This is a genomic window from Candidatus Parcubacteria bacterium (assembly GCA_023131895.1).
Classification (GTDB): domain Bacteria; phylum Patescibacteriota; class Minisyncoccia; order Minisyncoccales; family JAGMDC01; genus JAGLYZ01.
Window position 1 is genome coordinate 102430 of sequence record JAGLYZ010000002.1, and the last position, 21861, is coordinate 124290.

Below are 21861 nucleotides of genomic sequence, written 5' to 3' on the forward strand. Positions count from 1 at the left end.
AATTTTCAATTTAATATGGTTTCAGTGCTTCAATAGTGTACACATTCCACGGATTCCATAACAGCCAGCCAGAAACTCCAGCATCCTCGGTTGCTTTGATTTGCGCCCTAACTTTTTCAGCATTATAATAAATTCCTTTCTGGCTGTCTTTTTTTAAGTCAAAGTCCTGGAGCCATGGACGAATTTTGCTTTTGTTTTTTTTCTTTTCATCAAGAAAAATATTATACTCGGAAAATAAATAATTCAAGAAAAACATAAAAGATTGGCTTTTTTTATATTGAGAAGGTCTTGCTGTTGGTTTAGGATAAAAAGAAGAGATATAGTCAGAAGCATTTAAAACCGTTCTGTGTACAACTTCATAAGGATAATTGGACGGCGAAGAAAAATAAAGAGCCGGCAGATTTCTTTTTAGATCTTTTTTAACAACAAAGCCATGAAAAAAATGGCTGGGATAAAGCATAAATGAAATATAATCAAACTTGCCTAAAGTATCTGAAATATTCTGTCCTGTTCCTGAAATATTAAAATATTGAGCCACTAAGCCAAAAAGGTCAATGGAAATAATAATATCATTTTTATAATCTCTTATATCTTCTGAAAGAACTGAATAAAAATCATTGATTGATTCTCTCTTTTTTCTTTCCTTATTATGGCAAGGATAAACAATTTTTTCTAATGCTCCCCTGTCTGGAAAACGAAGATAATCAAACTGGATTTCATCAAAACCAGCATCAATGGCTTTCCGGCTTACAGCAGAAATATAGCCCTGAACTTCAGGGCAGGCTGGATCCAGCCAAAAATAGCCAGCATCGTCCTGCCAAAGAGAGCTAGAAGAATTCTTAAGATACCATTCTGGTTTGATATTTATCATTGATGAATCACGGCACGCCACAACCCGAGCAATAACCCAAAAGTCATACTTATGAAGTTCATCTATGAACACTCCCAGTGTATCAGAAAAACGTATGCCTGAAACTTCTTTAACATCAATAACCACTCCATTAAGCTCTGTGTTAATTAAAAGTTCTTTTACTTCTTTTCGTTTGTTAACTGCCCAAGCAGATTTTGAGTTAGCTGTATATTGGGTCAAATAAATTCCTTTGATATCGCTTGATTTTTCTAACGCCTTCTGCCTTTTTTGAAAATCTTTATTATTAATTTCCTTAATTAAATTAAAAAAATCTTTAGCTTCATCTAAAAAATTTTTAGCAAATATATCCTGCGGAAAAATAAGGATTAGCAATAACAATAAAAAAATAAAAAAAATTCTAAAACTCTTATTCTCCATATTATTTCTGATGAACTATCTCAAAACCTTCATGGTCAATGCTTATTTTATCCCCTCTTTTGATCTCTTTTTTTAACAATGAAATAGCCAAAAGATTTTCCACCATATCAGCAATTACCCGGCGCATTTCACGAGCTCCAAAAGCAGGGCTATAACCCAAATCAACAATCCTTTTCTTTAATTCATTTGTGATTACAAGGTCAATCCCCTTCTCTTCTTTGAGGTTCTTCTTTATTTTATTAAGCATCAGCTCTGAAATGTCTAAAAGATTTTCTTTTGTTAGCGGCTTGAAAACAACCACAGCATCAAACCTATTAATAAACTCCGGCCTGAATTTCCTTCTTTTAAACAAAAGCGCTAATAGATCCTCTTTAATAATATTTAATTGCTTATCTTTTTTAATGTCTTTCCAAATAACTTCTGCGCCGGCATTACTTGTCGCAATAATGATGCTGTTGGAAAAGAGAACTTTTCTTCCCAATCCGTCAGTAATATGCCCTTCATCTAAAACCTGTAAAAACAGATTTAAAATATTTGGATGGGCTTTTTCTATTTCATCTAAAAGGATTAAAGAAAACGGGTCTTCCCTCACCTTAGTGGTTAAAATGCCTTCCTGCTCTGCTGAACCGATTAAACGGGGAATATCTTTAATGGCTTGAAATTCAGACATATCCAAGCGGATCATTCTGTCTTCAGCGCCAAAATAAATCGCACTCAATGCTTTTGAGGTTTCTGTTTTGCCCACGCCAGTTGGGCCCAAAAACAAGAATGTGCCCATTGGCTTTTTTCTTTTGGTGATTTCAACTCTTGACCTGCGCAAAGCTGAAGAAACCTCTTTTACTGCTGTTTCCTGGTTAATAATCCGTTCATGGAGCAGGCTTTCTAAATTCAGCAGAATATTTCTTTCTTGAGCTTCAACTTTGCCTACTGGAATTTCCGTTTTATCAGAAACAACCTTAGCCGCATCTTCAGGAAGAACTAAAACCTTTTTGCGCTGGCTGGATGTATAAATCATAATTTCATCCAATAAATCAATGGCTTTTTTAGGAAAAGGCGCAGCTGGAAGATAACGGCTGGAATAAGAAACTATTGTTTTTAAAACCGGATAACTGATAAACTTCTTGTATTTTTTTTCTAAGAAAGGAACCATCCTTTCCAAGACCGTAATGGTTTCTTTTTCTGAAATCTCTGAAACCTCAACTTTTTCAAAAAGGCCGATTAAAGAAGAATTTTTCTCAATGTTTTTATGCAAGCCGGCAAAAGTAGTTATGGCTATAATCTGCAGCTGTGGCAGACGTAGAAACGGAGAAAGAATGCCTGAAATATCTATCACTCCAGGCTTGGACTGGCTGCTGACAAAATTATGGAATTCGTCAATAATTAAAATAATATTGCCGGCAGAAACAACTTCTTCAAAAATTCTGTTTAAAACAAATTCTACTTCTTCAAAGCTGTCAATCCTGCTTAATAATGAAGGAAGATTTAATTCAACTACCCGCTTATAATTTATCTGAGGCAGGCTTTCGTTGAAAAAACTTTTTTTAGTTAATGCCTGAACAATGTTTTTTCTGCCGATGCCCGGCCTGCCTACCAATAAAGCATTATTAATTTCCAGGCGTGAAAGGATTCTTTCCAATCCAAACACTTCATTGCTATGGCCAACAATTTCTCCAAAGCCGTCTGCTGCCATTGCGCTTGTCCAGTCAAAAGAATACTTATCTAAAGTAATTGTATAACCAGCGCACCAGTCCTTGGCAAAAGACCCTTTTTTATTTAAATTTGTTAAATCCCAAAATCTTTTTCTTTTATTTGCTTTTCTTTCTATTCTTTCCAGCCAATCAGTTAAATTCTCAATATCTTCTGATTTAAGCTCTGATTTTATCAAAATCTCCCGGAAAATAGGATTGGCTTTGCTTAAAGCGGTTGTTAAATCAAATATCTCTATTCTTTGATGCCCTCTTGCCTTGGCTATTTTTAAAGATTCAATAATAGTTTCTTGGAAATCATCTGAATAAAGCTCCTGCCTTGCTTTAAGTCTTTCCATTAAAGGAGCTTTAATTAAATCTTTCTGTAGATATTCTTTTAGCGCTTTTTTAACTTCTTTAATATTTATTAATGCTCTGTAAAAAATAAAATTTAAATTTTCATTGCCAAGAATCAGATAATAAAAAAGAGCAGTAGAGTCCAGTTCAAATGTTTTTTTTCTTTTAGTCCATTTTAAGGCATTCCAAACCGCCCTAGCTGATTCAAAACTTAAAAATTCTGCTAAATTATTTTTCCCCGGCCTTAAAGCAATTTTCTTCAGCTCTGCTTCCAATTCTGGCTGAGCCAGCTTTAAGTTAAAAAATTCTTCAACAATTAAAAACCAAAAATAGAAAGAGAAGAAAATCAAAGACAAGCCAAGTAAAACATTATTAGATAAAAAAGTCGCTAAAAAGAGAAAAGCAAAACCGATAAAAAGAAACAAAAACAGTCTCTTCAAAAACCCAGACCATCCAAAAATCGGATGCCTTGCCCATTTGACTGCCTGAAAAATCTTTGCCTGTTTTAAATTAAAATAAAAGCTTGATGCCATAGAAAAATAAAATAATTAAAATAACTGGCAAAAACAGCCAGAATAAAAGAATTAAAAAACCGGCGCAAAAAATAAAAAATGCGGCTATAACGCCGATAATAATTAAAGCCGTTCTCATTATCATACCAATTACTCTGGAAATAGCATTAAAAGTTAAGGCATCAAAATATTTTCTCAAATCAAAAGCTTTTGGATAAGCGTATCTATATCTTCTCCATGGCGAACAAAAAGTTCTCAAAAGTAAAGAAATGGAAAAAAAGTTTAGACTAAACCTCAAAAAATTCCTCCAAGCCCTTAAAATTGCTTTCACCTGGCCAACAAAATGCCATTGTAGATATTGAATAATAATATTAGACATATAAAATTTAAAAATTATTTAATACTATTCCGCGCTTTTCCGCTCCTTCAGCATAATGCTTTTTGATTTCTGCAGAACTTAACGCTTCTTTATAAATCCTGACCTCGTCGATTGTGCCCTTAAACTTCCAATGGAACTGAGGATCCCTTCCAATATTTAAATTACGAGATGAAGTTCCAATAGGACCATTGAACGTCACAACATTCGGCGCTTGAATACTATCTATATACATTTTCTCTGTTTTTGAATCTATGTCCCATGTAAGGACAATATGATGCCATGCATTTTTACTAGGTGCGGGGTTTCTAAGTATTGGCTGATGACAACCCTTACTTAATCTTGCTACTATTTCTGGATCAAACCAAGATAGATAATATCCATTTCCACACATATGCCATCCACCATTACTAAGAATAACACCATTGCCATTGTAATAAACCCACGCCTCAATTGTGAGTGCATTAGTGATATCTAAACTTTCGTGGCTTCCGCAATCAACATAAGCACTGCCATCAAAGAATAAAGAATCTCCTAAAACATTATTGTGGCTAACCTCTAACTGTCTTGCAGTGCCGTAATTTTCACAATGATTTCCATTTCCTGAAGAATCGCAGAAGTCGTTTCCGCCAGCATCAGGATTAGCGTTTGTGCAAGTATTATCTATCCCTTCATTAAAATTCCAAACACCTACTGCATAAGCTCCAAAGCCATGGTAGATAGTAGCGCTAAAAGGCAGTATTTTAGCAATTCTTGCTCTCTCTTTTGCTCCGCTTAAACTAATTAAAACAATAATTGATAAAACTCCAATAATAGCAATAACAACCAACAGTTCTATGAGAGTAAAACCTTTTTTACTTTTATGAAAAATTGACATATAGAATTGATAATTGATAATTATATATTCTCTTCAGCCGGAGGAGCGTATTCAGGAGCAACAGTTCCTCCTTTTCCACTCTTTTTAGATAAAAATAAACTCAAAAAAATAACCATTAAAATAAAAGAAATTATAATGATTATTATATAAATCTTATTTTTCTCATCCATCTTAGCAAAAGAATCTCCAATATTTTTTGGACTAAAAGATTTTTTCGAATCAGAAATCGGCTCTTTTTTTTCTATAGGAAATCGGCTCAAATCAATTTTTTCGTTTTCGTCTTCTTGATTGTTCATACTTTTTAAGGACATAAAAATTCTTTACATATATTGTCCCCCTGTCCTGGTGGAAGATTCCAGGGATAGTCAACCCCAGCAAAACTTCCGTTTGGACCAGAAGAACATATCATTGAACCATAACTTGCAGGACAACCCTCTCCAACTGGACCATCCATAACATAACAATTACCCCATGGATCCTTGGGAACTTCTGAAATATAAGGACCCATCCAATTAGCATAATAATTGCCAGAATTATTAACAAATCCTACAACAGTCCCAGGACCCCAATATATACATCCTGTGCCTATAGCAGTATTAGAAGGCGAAGGAGAAATACCATCTGAATTTAGATGATTTATTAAAATAATTTTATGCAACTGCTCAATCATACTTTCAGCTTTTGCTATACGTGCCCTTTCCCTTGCACTCTCCAAGCTAACTAAAACAATACTAGATAAAACTCCAATAACCGAAATAACAACTAATAATTCAATAAGAGTAAATCCTTTTTTATTTTTATAAAAAATTGACATAAATTATTATTGATTTATTCTGCGGGATGGCTTCCCGCAGAAGTTTAGACTAAAGCTCAAAAAATTCCTCCAAGCCCTTAAAATTGCTTTCACCTGGCCAACAAAATGCCATTGTAGATATTGAAATAAGATATTGGACATATAATTTTAAAAACCTTCACTATAAATACGGAGTTCGTCAATAATTATTCCTTGAGAAAAGTTTCCATATCCACAACCACAGCCACCATTAAATTCTATCCTTTTTATATTAGGAATATTACTTGTAGCATCCCCCAAATTGGTACATTTTCCGTCTAAACATAGTTTGGAATCAGAAGATTTACTAAAAGCAAAATGGTGCCATTTTGTATCTGAAATATTAAATTTTGAGTTTCCCCAAGAAACGCCACATCCTTTATTACCGTAATTTGTTTGACCCAAATTATCTTCCAAAGAAGTATTTGAAACATCCTCTGTGCAAAAGAAAGTTCCTGAAAGATCGCTAGTATTTGGTAATCGAAACCAAAACTCATAAGTTACCCCTTCTCCAATACCTTTTCCAAAATTTGTTGTGACCCAACCGACTCCTGCAAATTGATAAGCGGAATTTTGAATACCTTCTACCCAACTTCCACTTAAGTTTACATCATTACCTCCCCAATCATCATAAGCTTTATTTCCCGCATTCTCATTAAATTTCCACCAGCTGATTATTGAATGTTGTAATCCTCCTCTAAGTGAATCTGAAAATTGCAGAGCTCGAGCGATCCTTGCTCTGTCTCTTGCTCCGCTTAAACTTACTAATACAATACCTGATAAAACTCCAATAATAGCAATAACAACCAACAGTTCTATGAGAGTAAATCCTTTTTTATTTTTATAAAAAATTGACATAGTTTTATTATTATACCACTTGGAGATAATTTGAGAAATGTATTAAAGCTCTTGACAAGGATTCTTGTATTACTATAATGATAATAGAGTAAGTCCTGAAGGTAAAGTCTGGCGAAGGGCATTCTCATTTTAGGAATATCCCAGTGAAACCAGAACAGTCCTAAAAGGCTTCTATCCGCTATTTCAGCGGATTTTTTATTTGGACCATCTTGAATTTTAGATTCTCAAAAAACTTTTCATTGTCTTCAATATAAGCTCGATAAAAAATATTAGAGATAAAATCAGCAAACTCAAGTAAAACTGCAAAACCGTTGATGCTAATAAACTGCTTCTTTTCTCTGTCTTTTAGATTATATGATTCATCAAGATAAATATACATGGATTTTATTTACCACTTCTTTAAAAACTAAATCTTTCCCTCGAGAAAAAGCCCTTAAAATCGCCTTGACCTGGCCAACAAAATGCCATTGTAGATATTGAACAATAATATTTGACATAAAAATAAAATTACCAGCTACAACCAAAATTATCACTAGTGATTGTATATGAATATCTATAATAATCTCCCCAAGCTGGATTACCTATATTAGGATGATCACAAAGATAAAATTGATCACAAATACTAACCTCTCTAAATCCTGCTCTGCTATAAAAACCATGATTTACATTTATAGGACCACTCTCTACAGTAGCCCAAGCGCTTAAAATATATTTATTTCCATCGCTAGCATACATATAACAAGCAGCTTTATTACTAGACCCTCTGGCTTGATCTTTAGGATTAGGATCACGAGGTAATTCGGCAAAATAACCATTTTCTACTAAATCCGGTATCCATTTTTCACGAGCACTAGCGTGTCCACATACACCTGTACAACCAAGATCACAATATGTAGTTGTAATACTCCCTGTACTAGGATAGTGTTCGTGATTAGCATAATATACCTCTAAGGCTTTTCTAATTTGACTCATATCACTTTGTCTGACAGCATCTCGCGCTCTGTCTCTTGCTCCGCTTAAACTAACTAAAACAATACTTGATAAAACTCCAATAATAGCAATAACAACCAACAGTTCTATGAGAGTAAAACCTTTTTTACTTTTATGAAAAATTGACATAGTTTTATTGAGAAAACATATTTTCCTCCTCGGCCGGAGGAGCGTATTCAGGAGCAACAGTTCCTCCTTTTTCACTCTTTTTAGATAAAAATAAACTCAAAAAAATAACCATTAAAATAAAAGAAATTATAATGATTATTATATAAATCTTATTTTTCTCATCCATCTTAGCAAAAGAATCTCCAATATTTTTTGGACTAAAAGATTTTTTCGAATCAGAAATCGGCTCTTTTTTTCCTATAGGAAATCGGCTCAAATCAATTTTTTCGTTTTCATTTTTTTGATTGTTCATAATAATAAAATTTGGATATTAATTGAATATGATCTAATTAATTTTATCTTATCTCAGTTTTAAGATCCTTTCTCTAAACTATGAACACAATAATTTCCTCCAGTTTCTAATCTACAACACAATACATATCTACAACTATTTACTTGGCAGGGAGGAACACCTTGACCAATATTATCAGGTTCATACCAGTAACCATAAGTAGCGTCATTGATAGGATCAACAGGAATTACAGATGTTATATCAGCAGTAACTAAATCTTGAAGGTCACTATTAGCGTCCCAGTAATCACCGGGTGGATTACTTTGACAACCCACCCAACAGTAATCCGCAATCGGATTAGCTCCAACGCTTGTATCACAACATAAACCTTCTGGAGGATAATGTTCATAAGTAGACCAATATACCTCTAAGGCTTTTCTAATTTGACTCATATCACTTTTTCTGATAGCATCTCGCGCTCTGTCTCTTGCTCCGCTTAAACTAACTAAAACAATACTAGATAAAACTCCAATTACAGCGATAACAACCAATAGTTCAATAAGAGTAAATCCTTTTTTATTTTTATAAAAAATTGACATAGCTTTAGTTAGTGGACGATGCAGGATTTGAACCTCTGACCTCTTGTTCACTCGTCTAAATTTGGATAATGTGGGCGTGTGCGGATTCGAACCACAGACCTTTGCAATGTGAATGCAATGCTCTAACCAATTGAGCTACACGCCCATTGTTTTATTTTAGCAGAAAAAAGAATATAATAAAAGTGTGGATACCTTGGAATTCCAATTTAATCCCAAAATAAAAAAAGAGAAAATCTGTGACAGTTTTTGTTATGAGCCGGAAAATGAGCAGGAAGAAAAACTGGGAAACTTATACATTGTCGCTGAAATTCAAGATACTGCTATTAATGCTTCTCAATTATTAAATGATCTGGCTTCTGTTATAAAACAGGAATATTACTCTGATTCTTCGCAGACGCCGGAAAAAAACTTTAAAAAAGCCCTTAAAAAAGCAAATGAATTTCTTCTTAGAAAAGCTGGGGAATATGGAGATATTGAACTTTTAGAAAAAATTAACTTGGCTGTCTTTGCCATATCTAACCAATGGCAAATTCATCTTAGTAAAAAAGGCAATATTAAGGCTATTATTTCCAGAGAAAAAGAAATACAAGAGATCAGTCAAAAACCTTCAAGAACTATTGAAAATATTACCTCTGGTGAATTACTGCAAAATGATAAGGCTATGGTCTTTACAGAACAAGTCCTTGATTTTTTTGAAGATAACAATCTTATAGAAAAAATAAGCTCTGTCCAAAAGAAAAAAGAAATCAACAAGCTTTTAAAAGAACACAAAAAAGCTTTATCTAAAATCTCTGGAATTTTTCTTTTAATAATTTTGAGACCCAGTGCTGTTAAAATTTTCAAAAGAAATGCTTTCCAAAAATCATTTAATCTTAATTTACTAACTAAGTTAAAAAAACCTTCTTTTGGTAAGATTAATTCTATTTTAATATTTTTTAAATCAATAATTGCTTTCCTGATTGCTCTTCCAGAAAAAATTAGAAAAACGCCTCAAAGAATTTCAGAGGCATGGAAAGAGTTTAAAGCAAAATTCAGAACAGTTATTTTCAGCAAAAAACTAATCCTGGTTTTCCTTTTAATCCTAATATTGGCAGTCGGCTCTATGATTTTCAAAAATGAAAAAGATAAAAAAATTCAAATGGCAAACCAGTCATTGGAAGAAATAAAAGAAAAAATAGAGCAAGCTGAAAATTTCTTAATTTTCAAAGATGAAGAAAAGGCTAATATCTTATTGCTGGAAGCGCGGAAAAACACAATATCCCTTACTGAAACGCGCTTTATTCTAAAAGACGAAGCTCTGGTTTTGAAAGAATCAATTGAAGAACAGTTATATATTTTAAATAAAATAGAAGAAATTAAAGAGCCTCTGCTGTCAAATGATTTTGAAGAAAAAGATTTTGGCGCTGAAGAAATTATTTATCGTTCAAAAGTTTATTCTTTAAATCCTGCAGCTGGTGAAATAATAAAACAAGGAAAAATCTGGGGAAAATCAGAAAAATTAATTAATGCCAGAGCAATGGCAATTGACGGAAGCATTTGGATTATAAACAAAGATAATAAAATTGACCGTTATTATGCAGGCAAATGGCAGGAAACATTAGAACTAAATATTTTTCCAGACATTGAGAAACTTGAAAAAATTCACACCTCCCCTGCCCTATCTTATATTTATCTTTTAGAGCCCGAAGAAAAGCGAGTAATCATCATCAATAAAACTGGAGATATTATCAAGCAGTTTTTTAGTGAAAAATTTGACAACTTAAAAGATTTCATCGTATCTGAAAATGGAAAAACAATCTGGCTTCTCAACAGCTCAAAAGTTTATCAAATAAATCTCTAAAACACTACGAGCCCCCCACCAAAACTTTTGGTGTGGGGGCGAGGACAGACCTCGCTGTGTTTTCTTGACAAAATATAAATCGTATGCTATATTATAAGTAGTTCTTTGTAATATAAAAATAGAAGGAAGAGGAAATTTTCACCTCTATGGATAGGAAATCAAAATAGTTTCCTGCCCACGGAGGTGAAAAGAAAAATGGATATGGATAAAATAATTTGGAGGATTCTAGTAATAACTTTGGTGATTCTATTAGCAATATTCGTGTTAGTACTAACTACTCAGCAGCCATCACAGGATACAATATTAAACGAAACAGTCGAAGGGCCATTTATAGAAGAGTTGAGACCTGGGGAAGGTTTCGTCTGTGATGGAAAACAAGTCAGAGTCAACAATATAGTTGTCTCCAAGGAGTGGTTCAGAGACAATTATCAGATGGATCCAGAAAGATTACTTAGAACTATTAAACCATTCAACATCACAGAATATTTCCAATTCTACGGGGAGAAAACAGCGGCTTTCCAAATTTGGCTAGACGATAGAGGAACCGAAGTGATACTTGGTGTAAGTGAGAGAGAAAACGCCACGGCAATTAAAACCCTGTCGCTAGGAGAGTCCTGCGAAATTGGAAACTGGACAATCAGCTTTAGCAATATACAACTGGAAGTAGTAGAGGGTGAAAACGACATGATATATCCAGTGTGCCCAAAAGTCATCCTAGAATTATCGTAAAAACGACTAAAACAACAAAAAAATAAAACCTTCCTTCTATTTTTTCTTTTTTTCTTTGAGATTTTCAAAGTCTTGGAAGTTTCAAAGAAAAAAATCTCTAAAACACTACGAGCCCCCCACCAAAACTTTTGGTGTGGGGGCGAGGACAGACCTCGCTGTGTTTGATAAAAAAAGGGCCCTTAGCTAAATATATTGCTAAGGGTTTTTGTTTTTTACTTTTGCTTCTGCCGTCTCATTACGACTAAACTACATAGTCCTAGCAATGAGACCAATAATACTATTCCGATCGGCGATAATGCCGGCACTGAAACTGGCGGGCAGGGACAGCTATCCAAGCAAACCTTTACCATTACTGTATTGCCGCAAGAATAGCAGTAAAAGTCCACTGAAAAACTATCGTAACACTCGTTTTCGCCCGGACTAAGCTTTGAAATGTTGACCGTATGCCATCCTGTTGACACTCGTTGACTTGTCCTTCCGTTCTCATCTGTATATGTAATATTACCGTCATCCCAGACTACTTCAGCATTGGTAATAAGTGCGTCTGTGCCGCAATCATGCACTTCAATAATGGCTAAACATCCATTTGCAGAACTGACCTGTTGCATCTTCTCGATTTGAACTTCACTTGCTGAAACCGCTGTAAGCGAAAGAGCTAATATCACTACTATCAATACCATTCCAATTATTCCTTTGCTTCTTTTTACGTTCATTTTTCTCTTTTTCACCTCCTAAATTTTAAAAATACTATATTAGCTGAATATAACACAATTTATCAATCTTTGTCAATACAAAACCCAGCGAGGTCTGTCCTCGCTGGGTTGAAATTCTATCGAAGTCCAACTTCGATATTTTTAATTTATGCCGTCTTGCGCAGAAGTGGTTGTTTCAACAGGATCAATTCCAATTCCATCCATTGCTGGCGTACTTGTCCCAATAGGATCAATATCTGGCAGTCCAATTCCATCTTCTTCTAATGTGACTGTTTCAATAGGATTAATATTCAACGGGTCAATATCTGGCAAATCAACTATGATCATTTGAAAAGAATGAGGATTAGTTCCTGGATTCGGGCTTGGTAAATCTTCCCAGTCATCTGCTGTATCAGTGTCATGGGCTAAAGGATTTCTGGCAATAGAATGGCCTTCGTCAACATCATCAACTGGAGGAACAAAAGCAGAATCATCAGTCCCCCAGCTGACAGCGTCTATTTCATTGCCATTATTATCGTATAAAAATACTCTGTCGCCGTCATTATCCAAGCCGTCAAACATCATATTGCCGCCCAAAGCAATTTTAATTGCATTTGCTGGAATTATATCCCAATAAGTATTCCAGACAGCGGCATTGGCAGCTATTATTACAAACTCGTGCGGATCAATTGGATAATTCTGATGGATAATTTCCTGGCCGCCGCTATTATCTTCAATATACCAGTCCTTTAAATTTACTGTTTCCTCGCAATTATTGTAAAGTTCAATCCATTCAAACTTTTCTTCGTTTGGCTTGCCCTGATGCTCTGGGTCAGGATGATAATACACTTCATTAATTTTCATACAATCGTTTGGCGAGGGTTCGCAATATTCAGAAGAAATATCAAAAGTCCAGGAAATAATAATGCTCTGCTGTGCGTCGTGGCAGGATCTTGCCTTTAAAACAGTTATGCCTTCTGGCAGGACAATGGGATCCACATACCCCTGGCCATTGCTGTTATAGCAAATTGGATCAGTGCCGTCTAAGGTGTACCAAATAATGCTGTCAGACAAGCTTATTGTCAGCTCGGCTGTAACTATATCTTCATTGCAAAACTGACCGCCTGGCGGATCGCTCGCAGGAACATCATTAATAATAGTGGCAGTCACATTTATAATATGCGCTTCAAAAGCAGAAAGGATTTGAATCTGTCCTAAAATTAAAAACAAACATAAAAATAAAACAATGGCCTTGCCTCCAAATTGATTTTTTGGCTTGCTTTCTGTTTCAATAACCCTTACTGGTATTTTTAGTGCCTTATAATATTGTGATTCCTCTCTTGACATATTATATGCTTTTTTTATTAAATATAATGCTAAGATTTCCTAAAAGAGGAATTTTCATGGTTTTTTCGTTAAATGTCAAAGTTCTGCCAATAACATCTTCATATCTGATAGCAGAATCAGAAGAATTATTTGCATCGCCTTTGGTAATCAAAGTGTTCTCCCCTGTTTTTATAACCCTGTGAATAGTAAATCCTCTCGGATTTTCATAAACAATAATATCCCCTATCTTTATTTCTTTTTTATCCTGGATTCCCTTGATTAAAACCAAGTCGCCTTTTTTTAAAGAAGGCCACATTGAGCTTGATGTAATAGCTGCCATAGGATATTCTGTTTTCAAAATATAAGCCAATGCTCTTGGCACTGCATAAATCAAGCAAATCAAAACAGCAATGTATAAAATCCAAATTGAAATGTCTTTAAAAATTTTTCTCATAGTTTCGGTAATCTAAAAATTACTGCCCAGCCAGAGTATTGCTTGGTTTCTGCTGAAGGCGGAATATGGATTGCGAAAGATAATTTCTTTTCCTGGCCCGGCTCTAATGTGAAATAATTTTTGTCTAATTTAACTAAATCTGAAATACTTCCGAATTTCCAAACCATAATATATGTGGAAACTGTTCCCTGACTTTTTAAAGTAACATATCTTTCCATTCCATTATTTCTGGATAAATCGCCGAAATCCAGCTTTTCTGTTGTTGGGTTAACTCCCATTATGTTTTCTCCTTCAACAACATTAACAACCATTTTATACTTGTCAGCGTTTATAACCTGAACTGCTAAAACAGCAACAATTACAAGCGCAATAATTAATAATATTTTTTTAATTTTGTTCATGTTTTTTATATTTTTAATTGCTAATCATTCCGTCCCGACCGATAACTTCGGGACGGAATTCATCAACAATCAAATCTTAACCTCATATTGGTAATTCGCTGATGTCAGTTATTTCTATCCACAAATCACAGCCAAAGTCCTGACCTTCTAATCTTGGGTCAAGAGGCGGACCATATACTGCTGGATCGTAATCCTGGTCGCACATTCCTATAAAACAAGGCACAACTAAATCAATATCCCAACCGTCTCTTATATCGTTATATAACTTACTCATATAGCCGGAAGCTATTGCTCCTGGTCCATGAGGCGAAGGCACTCCAATATCATCCGGAATATTTGTATCCATCTGATATTCGTCAGGATCTATCTCTTTCTTCAACTTTGAAAGATAAGGACAAAGATTCTTATAAACAAATAATCCCTTGATGGCTTCAGGAATAGTGCCATAATCGCTTGCCTCTACTGCACTGCCGCTGGTTTTTGCGCACCACCAATCCCACTCATAATCATAACCTCCATAGCTTAGATAATAGAGAATAATGTTATTGTCTGCCATTGCTTTAAGAGTGGTTTGGAAATCCAAATCATCAGCAGTATTTTCAAGCCCATCTGGTCCTGGATCTAAAAAGCTAGTCGGATAACCAGTGATCCAGGGATTTGGAACTGCCCAGGGAGCTAATCCGTAAATCGGGTCTTGAGTCAGATTATCATCATGAGAAACATGATCGCCTAAGATAATTAAAATCTGCTGGGTGCTTGGACGCCAATCAATAGCAGTGTCTGTATAACTTTCATACATTACCCTGGTATAGCTTTGCGGAAGATCTCCTCCAGAACCAATAGTTAACGCGTTAATAGCACCTGCTACTACACTGGTATCTGTGGTTATTGATTGAGTAAGGGTATAAGGAGTATCACCTGAAACACCATAAGGATGAAAATTATAATCCTCAAACTTTACTACTCCAAAACCAGCATCAGGAATTAATGTCTTGAGCGTATCCATAATCTCAATGGCATTGGTTTTAGCATCATCAATGGCATATGCCATACTTCCAGTAGTATCAAAAGCAAACAAAACATCTGCCTTAGGATAAACCTTGAATTTCGGCTTCTGAACTATCTTATATTCTACATCATCAACCCGATTTTCCTTTAGAAAAGAGTCGCTTAGAGAAATCCAAATATTTTCTACAAACTTTTCCTGCGGAAAAACAGTTCCAAATTTAATTTCTTTTGTGTCAACTTTTAAGGCATTTTCAATATGAGCAGTCACATTAATAATATGCGCTTCAAAAGCAGACATTGCTGCTACGCCACCGACGACTACTCCAATAGTGAATAAACCAAGTAGAATTTTTTTAACCATTTTTTTTTACTCTTTAATTTTTATGTTATCTCTCTGCCATTTTATTCCTCCAAATTTTTGGAGAGATTCATTACCCGATGACCTCCAATAGCAGAGAATTCTCGAGCAACGCGACCTTTTCTAACTTTTTCTTGGATTTTATAGTAGGGTGGTAATGGTGGACATTTCACCCGACTTACCTTAATCCCTCATCTCTCCCGGCTAACAAGGATTTAGCCGGGAATCCATCAGGAATTAAAACTGTGCCTAGAATTATTAATCATCAGTTTCATTGTCATCATTTGGAACATAACTTGCTGGATTACTAGCGTTTCCGTCAGAGTGACATCCCGGATCATGCTCATCTATTAGCTGATCTTGATCATTATCTATCCCATCACTGCACTGCCAGTAACTAAGTTCGGTTACTTCAATCCAGAGATCACAGCCGTAAGTTAAACTGTCATGAGGTACAGTGTAATCGGCACAACTCTCTGGCCAATCCTGGCCTACATAACCTTCAACTGGCGGAACTTTAAGGTCAACTGTCCAACCATCTTCCTCGTCAGAGGTTTTTTCTAAGTGACCAAAAGCGATATGTGGTCCCGGATTCCTGCAGTAATCTAGATCACCGTCAACGTAATAACTTAGCACTCCCTCATCTCCATCTTCCTCTTCCTTTGGCAGTTTAGAAAGGAACCTGCAAAGGTCTTTGTAAACACCGCCTTTGAAATACTCAAATTCAGCTGAGAACATTCCTGTGGTATTTCCATTAGCTGTTACAGCCACACCTGCCTGGGGACGGTCTCCAATGCTTTCATTGACAATTGGATTCTCACCTTCGGCGTAAGGTACTTCGGTCCATGTTGTACCATCAGTACTGTAATAACCATTAAATTGATCGGCTGTTCTTGTTATGCGCAAATACACCTCGGTTGGGATATTGGGTGCTTCACCTCCTGTCCACCTTTTTGCAACTTTTACATAATTTTCTTGACTTTCCATGTAAATATTCCTGTCAAACCAGCCGAAATTAACCAACTCTAAACGGATTAAATTTCCATCACTTCCATAAACTAACAAACCAGCGCCTTGATAATCTTGAGTCGGAATAGCTGTAACTTTTGTTTCAATAGTAAAATCGCCAGTTACACCAGTCAACATTCTCGGCGCAGTGTAATTGTGCCCGGGTGGTGAATCAGGAAGACCGAAAAGATCGTCATAAGGTGCGGCAGTAATCGTCAACACTCCGCCTAAAATTGAGTAATCACTCCCGTCAGCAGGTGTTGGGTTAATAAATGTATACCAAGGATTTAACACAGCATTTCCAACAACATCTTTATAAAGAAACTCATCATTAGGAAGCGGCTTTGGTTTTTGAACTATTTTGTAATATACATCATGCGCTCTGTCCTGCTCACAAAAAGAATCGCTTAATTTAACTGTAAATTGTTTTTCTACATATTCTTGAGGAAAGACAACGCCAAAATCAATTTCTTGCGGGTCAACAGAAAGAGCATTCTCAATGTGGGCGGTGACGTTGATGACGTGGGCTTCAAAAGCTGACATCACAGCTACACCGCTTACAACTACACCAACAGTTAATAAACCGACTAATATTTTTTTTGTCATATTATTTTCTGTTAATTAATTTTTTATGTTTCGACCTTTAATTATAATCTATCGAAGTTTGACTTCGATATATTTAAAATAAAAAACCTCTCTGTGAAAAATTCACAAAGAAGTCCTAATATTCCTGAACTATTATTTTTTAGTATTAATGATTTTATAAACACTAATCATTGCTTTATTTAGTTCCTCCTCTAAATAAATTATAAGTAATATTTATATTACATCAATCCAGTATATGGTCAAACAAACTTATCCACAGTTAAATTAATTTTTTACGAACAAAAATAAAATTCAGTAAAAAGTTATTCACACTTATTCCACTTTATAGCCCTAAATTTATCTGGTCCTGTGCCTGGTTTGCTTTTCCTTGCCTTAAAATGAAATACCGGATTAAAAAAGTGGCTAATCCCAAAACAAGTAAAATCCATACTGCTATGCAGAAATAATGAATATAATAAAAGTAGAGTGCTAAAAATACAAGAAATAAAGTCAATATAAGCCAAACCCTTTCATGGTTTTTAAGCGTATTTTTTGTTGTCAAGGGAAATTCCTTTTTCTTTTCCTTTTGAATATTAATCAGTTTCATCAAAGGATAAAGCGCTAAAATCAAGATAAGCCACCAAGGGAAACACCCGTTGAATATATCGCTCAAGCTTGCTAAAAAGTTTGCCAAAGCTGATTCCTCTGGTTCTTCAACTTCTTCTTCTTCTTCAGACGGTACTTGCGCTATTGCTTCTTCTACCTCTTCAGCAGGAGGAATTTCCTCTCCTGGACCTGGGCCAATAACTATTTCTTCGCCTGGTCCAGGTCCAGCAGGAGGAGTTTCAGCAGGAGGTTCTTCTTCGCCTGGGACTTCTTCTTCATATAATTCAGAGCAAGAAGTGGTAGTAAAAGTATGCTGCATGCTGATTGTTGCAGGCGAAGCGTGAGAGACAGCCCGATAATAATAAGTAGTCAAAGGAGTTAAGCCGGAAATAGTTACTGAATGTTCCTTAACTTTTGGATCAGTATCATATTCAGGTGTCTTACGGGCATAACCATAATAAGGAGGAGTCATTGGATTTAAATAATGCGCCTCGCCTTCTTGAGCATAAATTACCTGGCTGGTAGAATTATAGCTAGTTGTCCAAGTAATTATTACTTCACAAGTTCCTGTAGTAGCAGCATAAACTGATTCATCTAAAATAGTTAAACCAGGAGGAGGAGAATAACCGCCTCCACCGCCGCCATTGCCGTCTCCGCCATTGCCATTGCCGCCATTACCGCCATTGCCGCCTTCTTCACCTTGGAAGCCGATTAAAATATCAAAACAAGTGGTTTTATTCTGCCATTCATTTTCTTTTTCAGAAGGAAAAGAAATCGTAAAATCATATTGAATTGTTTGTTCAGGGCCAATATCAGATAAATAAGTTTCACCGTCAACATAAAAATCATACAGGGTTTTATTATATAAAACTGTTGCTCCTTGGCTGATAACTATGTCTAAAGCTCGGGATAAATCATCAGTTGGAACATTGTTAGAATCTGGAAAGCCGGGATAATTTATTGCTTCAACAGCAATTGGCTTTGTCTGATCGTAATAATGATTAGTTACCTTTATCCATTTAGTGACACTATCTCCTGGCTTTATATCTGTATTAGAAAATAAAGGATCTTGTTCAAATTCAATAGTTAAAGGAGGACCAGCCAAAGTCGGCTGGACAAATAAAACTCCGGCGCCAAAGAGAGCGATTAAAGAGATTAAAATTGTTTTAGATAAAATTTTCATATTATTCTTCGTTATTTACCCCATCTTGTTCAGAAGTGGTTGTTTCAATTGGATTAATGTCTGGAACATCAATAACAGGGTCTTGTATTATAGCTGGCTCATCAGCTGGCTCATCAGCTTCTACCCCATCTTCTTCAGAACTGGTTGTATCAATAGGATCAATATCTGGAACATTAATAACAGGGTCTTGTATTATAGCTGGCTCATCAGCTGGCTCATCAGCTTCTACCCCATCTTCTTCAGAACTGGTTGTATCAACAGGACTAATATCTGGCACATCAATTGGAACGTCCTCTTCATATTCAAGTTCAAAAGGACAAGCTACTGCATTTAGATCACTTTCTGGAACAGGCGGCTCAAAAACACGAGGACCTGTATCAGAGCCCTGAACCATAAAGTTCTCTGGGCCATAAGCAATTATTTTAACCCAAACATAGCCGTAATAACAATATCCCTTACAGGAATCTATATAAAAATCATACCATCCTGAATTTCCTATTTTTTCTTCAACAAGATAAACATTATCACCATCGCTAATTGTACCATTTTTATCATTGTCTGTGATGTAAATAATATCAATCAATAATTCACTATCATCGCCATTATTATTTATTGCTATCCAATTAATAGTATAAGTGCTTCCGCAATACCATGTGCCGCTGTAATAAGTGACAGATACGGTAGGAGGTTCTAAATCTTTAAAGTCAGATGCCTGATCAGTATCATAACCATTCGGCACTCTGCCGAGCATATGCCCTTCATCAACATCAGGACAAGCAGGGTCAAAAGCGTAAGTATCAGTTCCATAACTCATCGCGTCAACTTCGTATCCACTAGCATTTTTTAAAATCAATCTATCTCCATCATTAGCCAATCCATTGCCAATTTTGCCGTCTGACAAAACAATTTTTATTACATCGCCAGGAATGCTCCAATAATCCCAAGTAGATGAACTGCCTGTGATAACAGCATAGCCATAAGCAGGAATAATAAGCGTTGAGCCGGAAAGCAGGTCTGAAGATGTGTTATCTTCAATTGTCCAATCAGCAATATCTACTGGAGAATCAGAAGCATTATAAAGTTCAACCCATTCATTTGCCGGCTCTGTTCCGTGATCAGCATCAACATCATAATAAACTTTGTTGATTTTAATTTCCTCTGCAACTGCCCATTGTCCAGAGCTTATTGTATTTTCAATCTCTTCTATGTCCATAAAACCAGCGCAGTTGCCAAGCTGGACGCCATTAAAAATAAATTTAAAATTGCAGGTTTTATTTTCTAAATCAGGAGAAGCGTCGGAAGGCAAACTTACAATAAATTCCCAATTTTCCGGCTCAACAAATTCCCCTGCATTATAAGTAAAACCAGTTAAGCTTCCAGAATATTCAGCACCACCTTCATCTAAATTAGCTGCTAATTGCAAGGCATTGCAAAGATCCATATCTCCAGAAAAATCACTTGCATATACCTGGTATTGAAAACCTAATGTGCCGTCATTTATAACATCAATGCTTCTATTTGCAGATTGGTCTGGAGTAGCTAAAGGAGAAAAATCTCCTGGCGAACTTAAGGAAAAGTCTAATGTGCCAATAGTAATGCTTGTATTGCCAGAAATTTCAGTATCATTAAAATAAGCTAAAGTTTGGCCAATAGCTGAAATCCCGGACCAGTTAAGCCCGATAATCATCAGAAGCACAACAATTCTAAAAATCGAGGTTTTTACAATTCCTTTATTCCGTTTCATTTGTTTTCTTTTTTTTAAGCTCTCCATAGATTTTTCTAATTTCGTCGCCAATGATAATCATGGCTGGAACAATAATAATTAAAGCAAATCCTAACGGCTTTTTAGCAAAATTCACAGCGTAGCCAAGATAAGGAATATCCAGCAAAACTTTTCCAATAATATCTTTTTCTCGTATTTCCCTTGTGTCAGGAACATTATTGGCATCACCCTTGGTAATATAAACAGGAACTCCTTCATTGACTTTCATATCGTAAATTCTGTGGGTAACTGATTCGTCCGGCTTCTTCGAATTTGTAAAAGTAATGATATCTTCAATCTTATAATTATCAACCGGCTTTACTACTACTACGCTCCCTGTCTTAATATCTGGTTCCATTGATCCGGAAAGAACAGTCAGCACTTTAAAATTTCCAGTAATCGGGAGAACAGAAATAATCAGTAAAAGAGCGACGGCAGCGATAAAAGCAATAAAAATGTAGTAAATTATTTTAAATATCTTCATCTTTATTCATTTGGTTTTTCGTATCCTGGCAATTCGTTTTCCGGAGATGGCGCAGTGAGCTGCTGGGCTAAAAACTCAATATCAAAATTCATTTTATCACTCTGCGCCCAGTTTTCAGTATCACCTTTCATATGATAACTTTGCGATATTTCAACTGTCTCATTGGGTTCAATCTGACCTAAATAAATATAATAATCTTTAATTTGTTCAATTGTTAAACCATTGCTTATATCTATTAAAACTTCTCCTTCAACTGTCATATCATATTCTATAACTGTATCTATATCGTTTTTCCCTTCTATTCCGATTCCATTATTGTCGTACCAAACCTGCTCTGGCTCTATTATGCCATTTTCCTCATTAACCACATTGGCAATCTTTTTCCAAAGATTAATTGGATTGGAATTGAATTCATTGGTTACATTAATTGTAATGTATTTTGTGATACAGGGCTTCATATCAACAATTTCAGCCGGCAAAGATACTGTATCACCGCCTGGCGCAATAGTAATGTCAATAGCTCCAGCAGTAAAAACATTACCAGCACTGGTTTCAGTATCGCCAAAGTAAGCTGCTGTTCCAGCAACTGTAATAGACATAACAATGAACATTAACATTATTAAAATTGTGTTTATTCTCTTCTCCATATTT

General features: G+C 35.4%; 23 protein-coding genes and 1 tRNA gene. 2 read left to right on the plus strand and 22 right to left on the minus strand.

What is annotated here, in order from left to right; translation table 11 throughout:
* Positions 1-10: 10 nt before the first annotated feature.
* The 12 genes from KAT95_01205 to KAT95_01260 all read right to left on the minus strand — a co-directional run bounded on the left by KAT95_01205 (position 11) and on the right by KAT95_01260 (position 8919).
* Positions 11-1288: a hypothetical protein gene (locus tag KAT95_01205; protein ID MCK4520470.1), complete on the minus strand. Its 1278-nt coding sequence runs from the start codon at positions 1286-1288 to the stop codon at positions 11-13.
* 1 nt (position 1289) lies between these two features.
* Positions 1290-3863, minus strand: coding sequence for an ATP-dependent Clp protease ATP-binding subunit (locus tag KAT95_01210; GenBank protein MCK4520471.1), 2574 nt, complete (start codon positions 3861-3863; stop codon positions 1290-1292).
* Positions 3841-4221, minus strand: a complete 381-nt coding sequence (locus KAT95_01215) for a hypothetical protein (protein ID MCK4520472.1) — start codon at positions 4219-4221, stop codon at positions 3841-3843. Before KAT95_01215 ends, KAT95_01210 begins: the two co-directional genes overlap by 23 nt.
* A 7-nt stretch (positions 4222-4228) precedes the next feature.
* Positions 4229-5095, minus strand: coding sequence for a prepilin-type N-terminal cleavage/methylation domain-containing protein (locus KAT95_01220; protein ID MCK4520473.1), 867 nt, complete (start codon positions 5093-5095; stop codon positions 4229-4231).
* A gap of 20 nt (positions 5096-5115) precedes the next feature.
* Complete coding sequence (locus KAT95_01225; protein ID MCK4520474.1) at positions 5116-5391, minus strand: hypothetical protein; 276 nt, start codon at positions 5389-5391, stop codon at positions 5116-5118.
* A 5-nt stretch (positions 5392-5396) separates the two neighbouring features.
* Positions 5397-5909, minus strand: a complete 513-nt coding sequence (locus KAT95_01230) for a prepilin-type N-terminal cleavage/methylation domain-containing protein (protein ID MCK4520475.1) — start codon at positions 5907-5909, stop codon at positions 5397-5399.
* 147 nt (positions 5910-6056) lie between these two features.
* Entirely contained in the window at positions 6057-6785 is a 729-nt protein-coding gene (locus KAT95_01235) for a prepilin-type N-terminal cleavage/methylation domain-containing protein (protein ID MCK4520476.1), read from the minus strand.
* A gap of 178 nt (positions 6786-6963) precedes the next feature.
* Complete coding sequence (locus KAT95_01240) at positions 6964-7164, minus strand: hypothetical protein (protein ID MCK4520477.1); 201 nt, start codon at positions 7162-7164, stop codon at positions 6964-6966.
* A 128-nt stretch (positions 7165-7292) separates the two neighbouring features.
* Positions 7293-7904: a type II secretion system protein gene (locus tag KAT95_01245; protein ID MCK4520478.1), complete on the minus strand. Its 612-nt coding sequence runs from the start codon at positions 7902-7904 to the stop codon at positions 7293-7295.
* A 4-nt stretch (positions 7905-7908) separates the two neighbouring features.
* On the minus strand, positions 7909-8196 hold the full coding sequence (locus KAT95_01250) for a hypothetical protein (protein MCK4520479.1): 288 nt from the start codon (positions 8194-8196) through the stop codon (positions 7909-7911).
* Between the two features lie 59 nt (positions 8197-8255).
* Positions 8256-8774, minus strand: a complete 519-nt coding sequence (locus KAT95_01255) for a type II secretion system protein (protein MCK4520480.1) — start codon at positions 8772-8774, stop codon at positions 8256-8258.
* A 71-nt stretch (positions 8775-8845) separates the two neighbouring features.
* Positions 8846-8919: transfer RNA gene (locus KAT95_01260), tRNA-Val, on the minus strand.
* Between the two features lie 39 nt (positions 8920-8958).
* Between KAT95_01260 and KAT95_01265 the strand changes: the two genes are divergently transcribed.
* Positions 8959-10614, plus strand: a complete 1656-nt coding sequence (locus tag KAT95_01265; GenBank protein MCK4520481.1) for a hypothetical protein — start codon at positions 8959-8961, stop codon at positions 10612-10614.
* Positions 10615-10815: 201 nt separating this feature from the next.
* Positions 10816-11343, plus strand: coding sequence for a hypothetical protein (locus KAT95_01270; protein MCK4520482.1), 528 nt, complete (start codon positions 10816-10818; stop codon positions 11341-11343).
* Between the two features lie 212 nt (positions 11344-11555).
* On the opposite strand, the gene KAT95_01275 is transcribed toward KAT95_01270, so the two are convergent.
* The 10 genes from KAT95_01275 to KAT95_01320 all read right to left on the minus strand — a co-directional run bounded on the left by KAT95_01275 (position 11556) and on the right by KAT95_01320 (position 21857).
* Positions 11556-12071, minus strand: a complete 516-nt coding sequence (locus KAT95_01275) for an IPTL-CTERM sorting domain-containing protein (GenBank protein MCK4520483.1) — start codon at positions 12069-12071, stop codon at positions 11556-11558.
* A gap of 126 nt (positions 12072-12197) precedes the next feature.
* Positions 12198-13382, minus strand: a complete 1185-nt coding sequence (locus KAT95_01280; protein MCK4520484.1) for a lamin tail domain-containing protein — start codon at positions 13380-13382, stop codon at positions 12198-12200.
* A 1-nt stretch (position 13383) separates the two neighbouring features.
* Positions 13384-13815, minus strand: coding sequence for a signal peptidase I (locus tag KAT95_01285; GenBank protein ID MCK4520485.1), 432 nt, complete (start codon positions 13813-13815; stop codon positions 13384-13386).
* Positions 13812-14216, minus strand: a complete 405-nt coding sequence (locus KAT95_01290; GenBank protein MCK4520486.1) for a hypothetical protein — start codon at positions 14214-14216, stop codon at positions 13812-13814. Before KAT95_01290 ends, KAT95_01285 begins: the two co-directional genes overlap by 4 nt.
* A gap of 82 nt (positions 14217-14298) precedes the next feature.
* Complete coding sequence (locus KAT95_01295; GenBank protein ID MCK4520487.1) at positions 14299-15585, minus strand: VWA domain-containing protein; 1287 nt, start codon at positions 15583-15585, stop codon at positions 14299-14301.
* Positions 15586-15840: 255 nt separating this feature from the next.
* Entirely contained in the window at positions 15841-17196 is a 1356-nt protein-coding gene (locus tag KAT95_01300) for a DUF1349 domain-containing protein (GenBank protein MCK4520488.1), read from the minus strand.
* A 322-nt stretch (positions 17197-17518) separates the two neighbouring features.
* The gene (locus KAT95_01305) at positions 17519-18964 is read right to left on the minus strand and encodes a fibronectin type III domain-containing protein (GenBank protein ID MCK4520489.1); all 1446 of its coding nucleotides are present in this window, start codon (positions 18962-18964) and stop codon (positions 17519-17521) included.
* A 1-nt stretch (position 18965) separates the two neighbouring features.
* Positions 18966-20708 (minus strand): lamin tail domain-containing protein, encoded by a 1743-nt coding sequence (locus KAT95_01310; protein MCK4520490.1) that lies wholly within the window; start codon positions 20706-20708, stop codon positions 18966-18968.
* Positions 20695-21210, minus strand: coding sequence for a signal peptidase I (locus KAT95_01315; GenBank protein ID MCK4520491.1), 516 nt, complete (start codon positions 21208-21210; stop codon positions 20695-20697). Before KAT95_01315 ends, KAT95_01310 begins: the two co-directional genes overlap by 14 nt.
* 2 nt (positions 21211-21212) lie before the next feature.
* Positions 21213-21857 (minus strand): SipW-dependent-type signal peptide-containing protein, encoded by a 645-nt coding sequence (locus KAT95_01320; GenBank protein ID MCK4520492.1) that lies wholly within the window; start codon positions 21855-21857, stop codon positions 21213-21215.
* Positions 21858-21861: the final 4 nt, after the last annotated feature.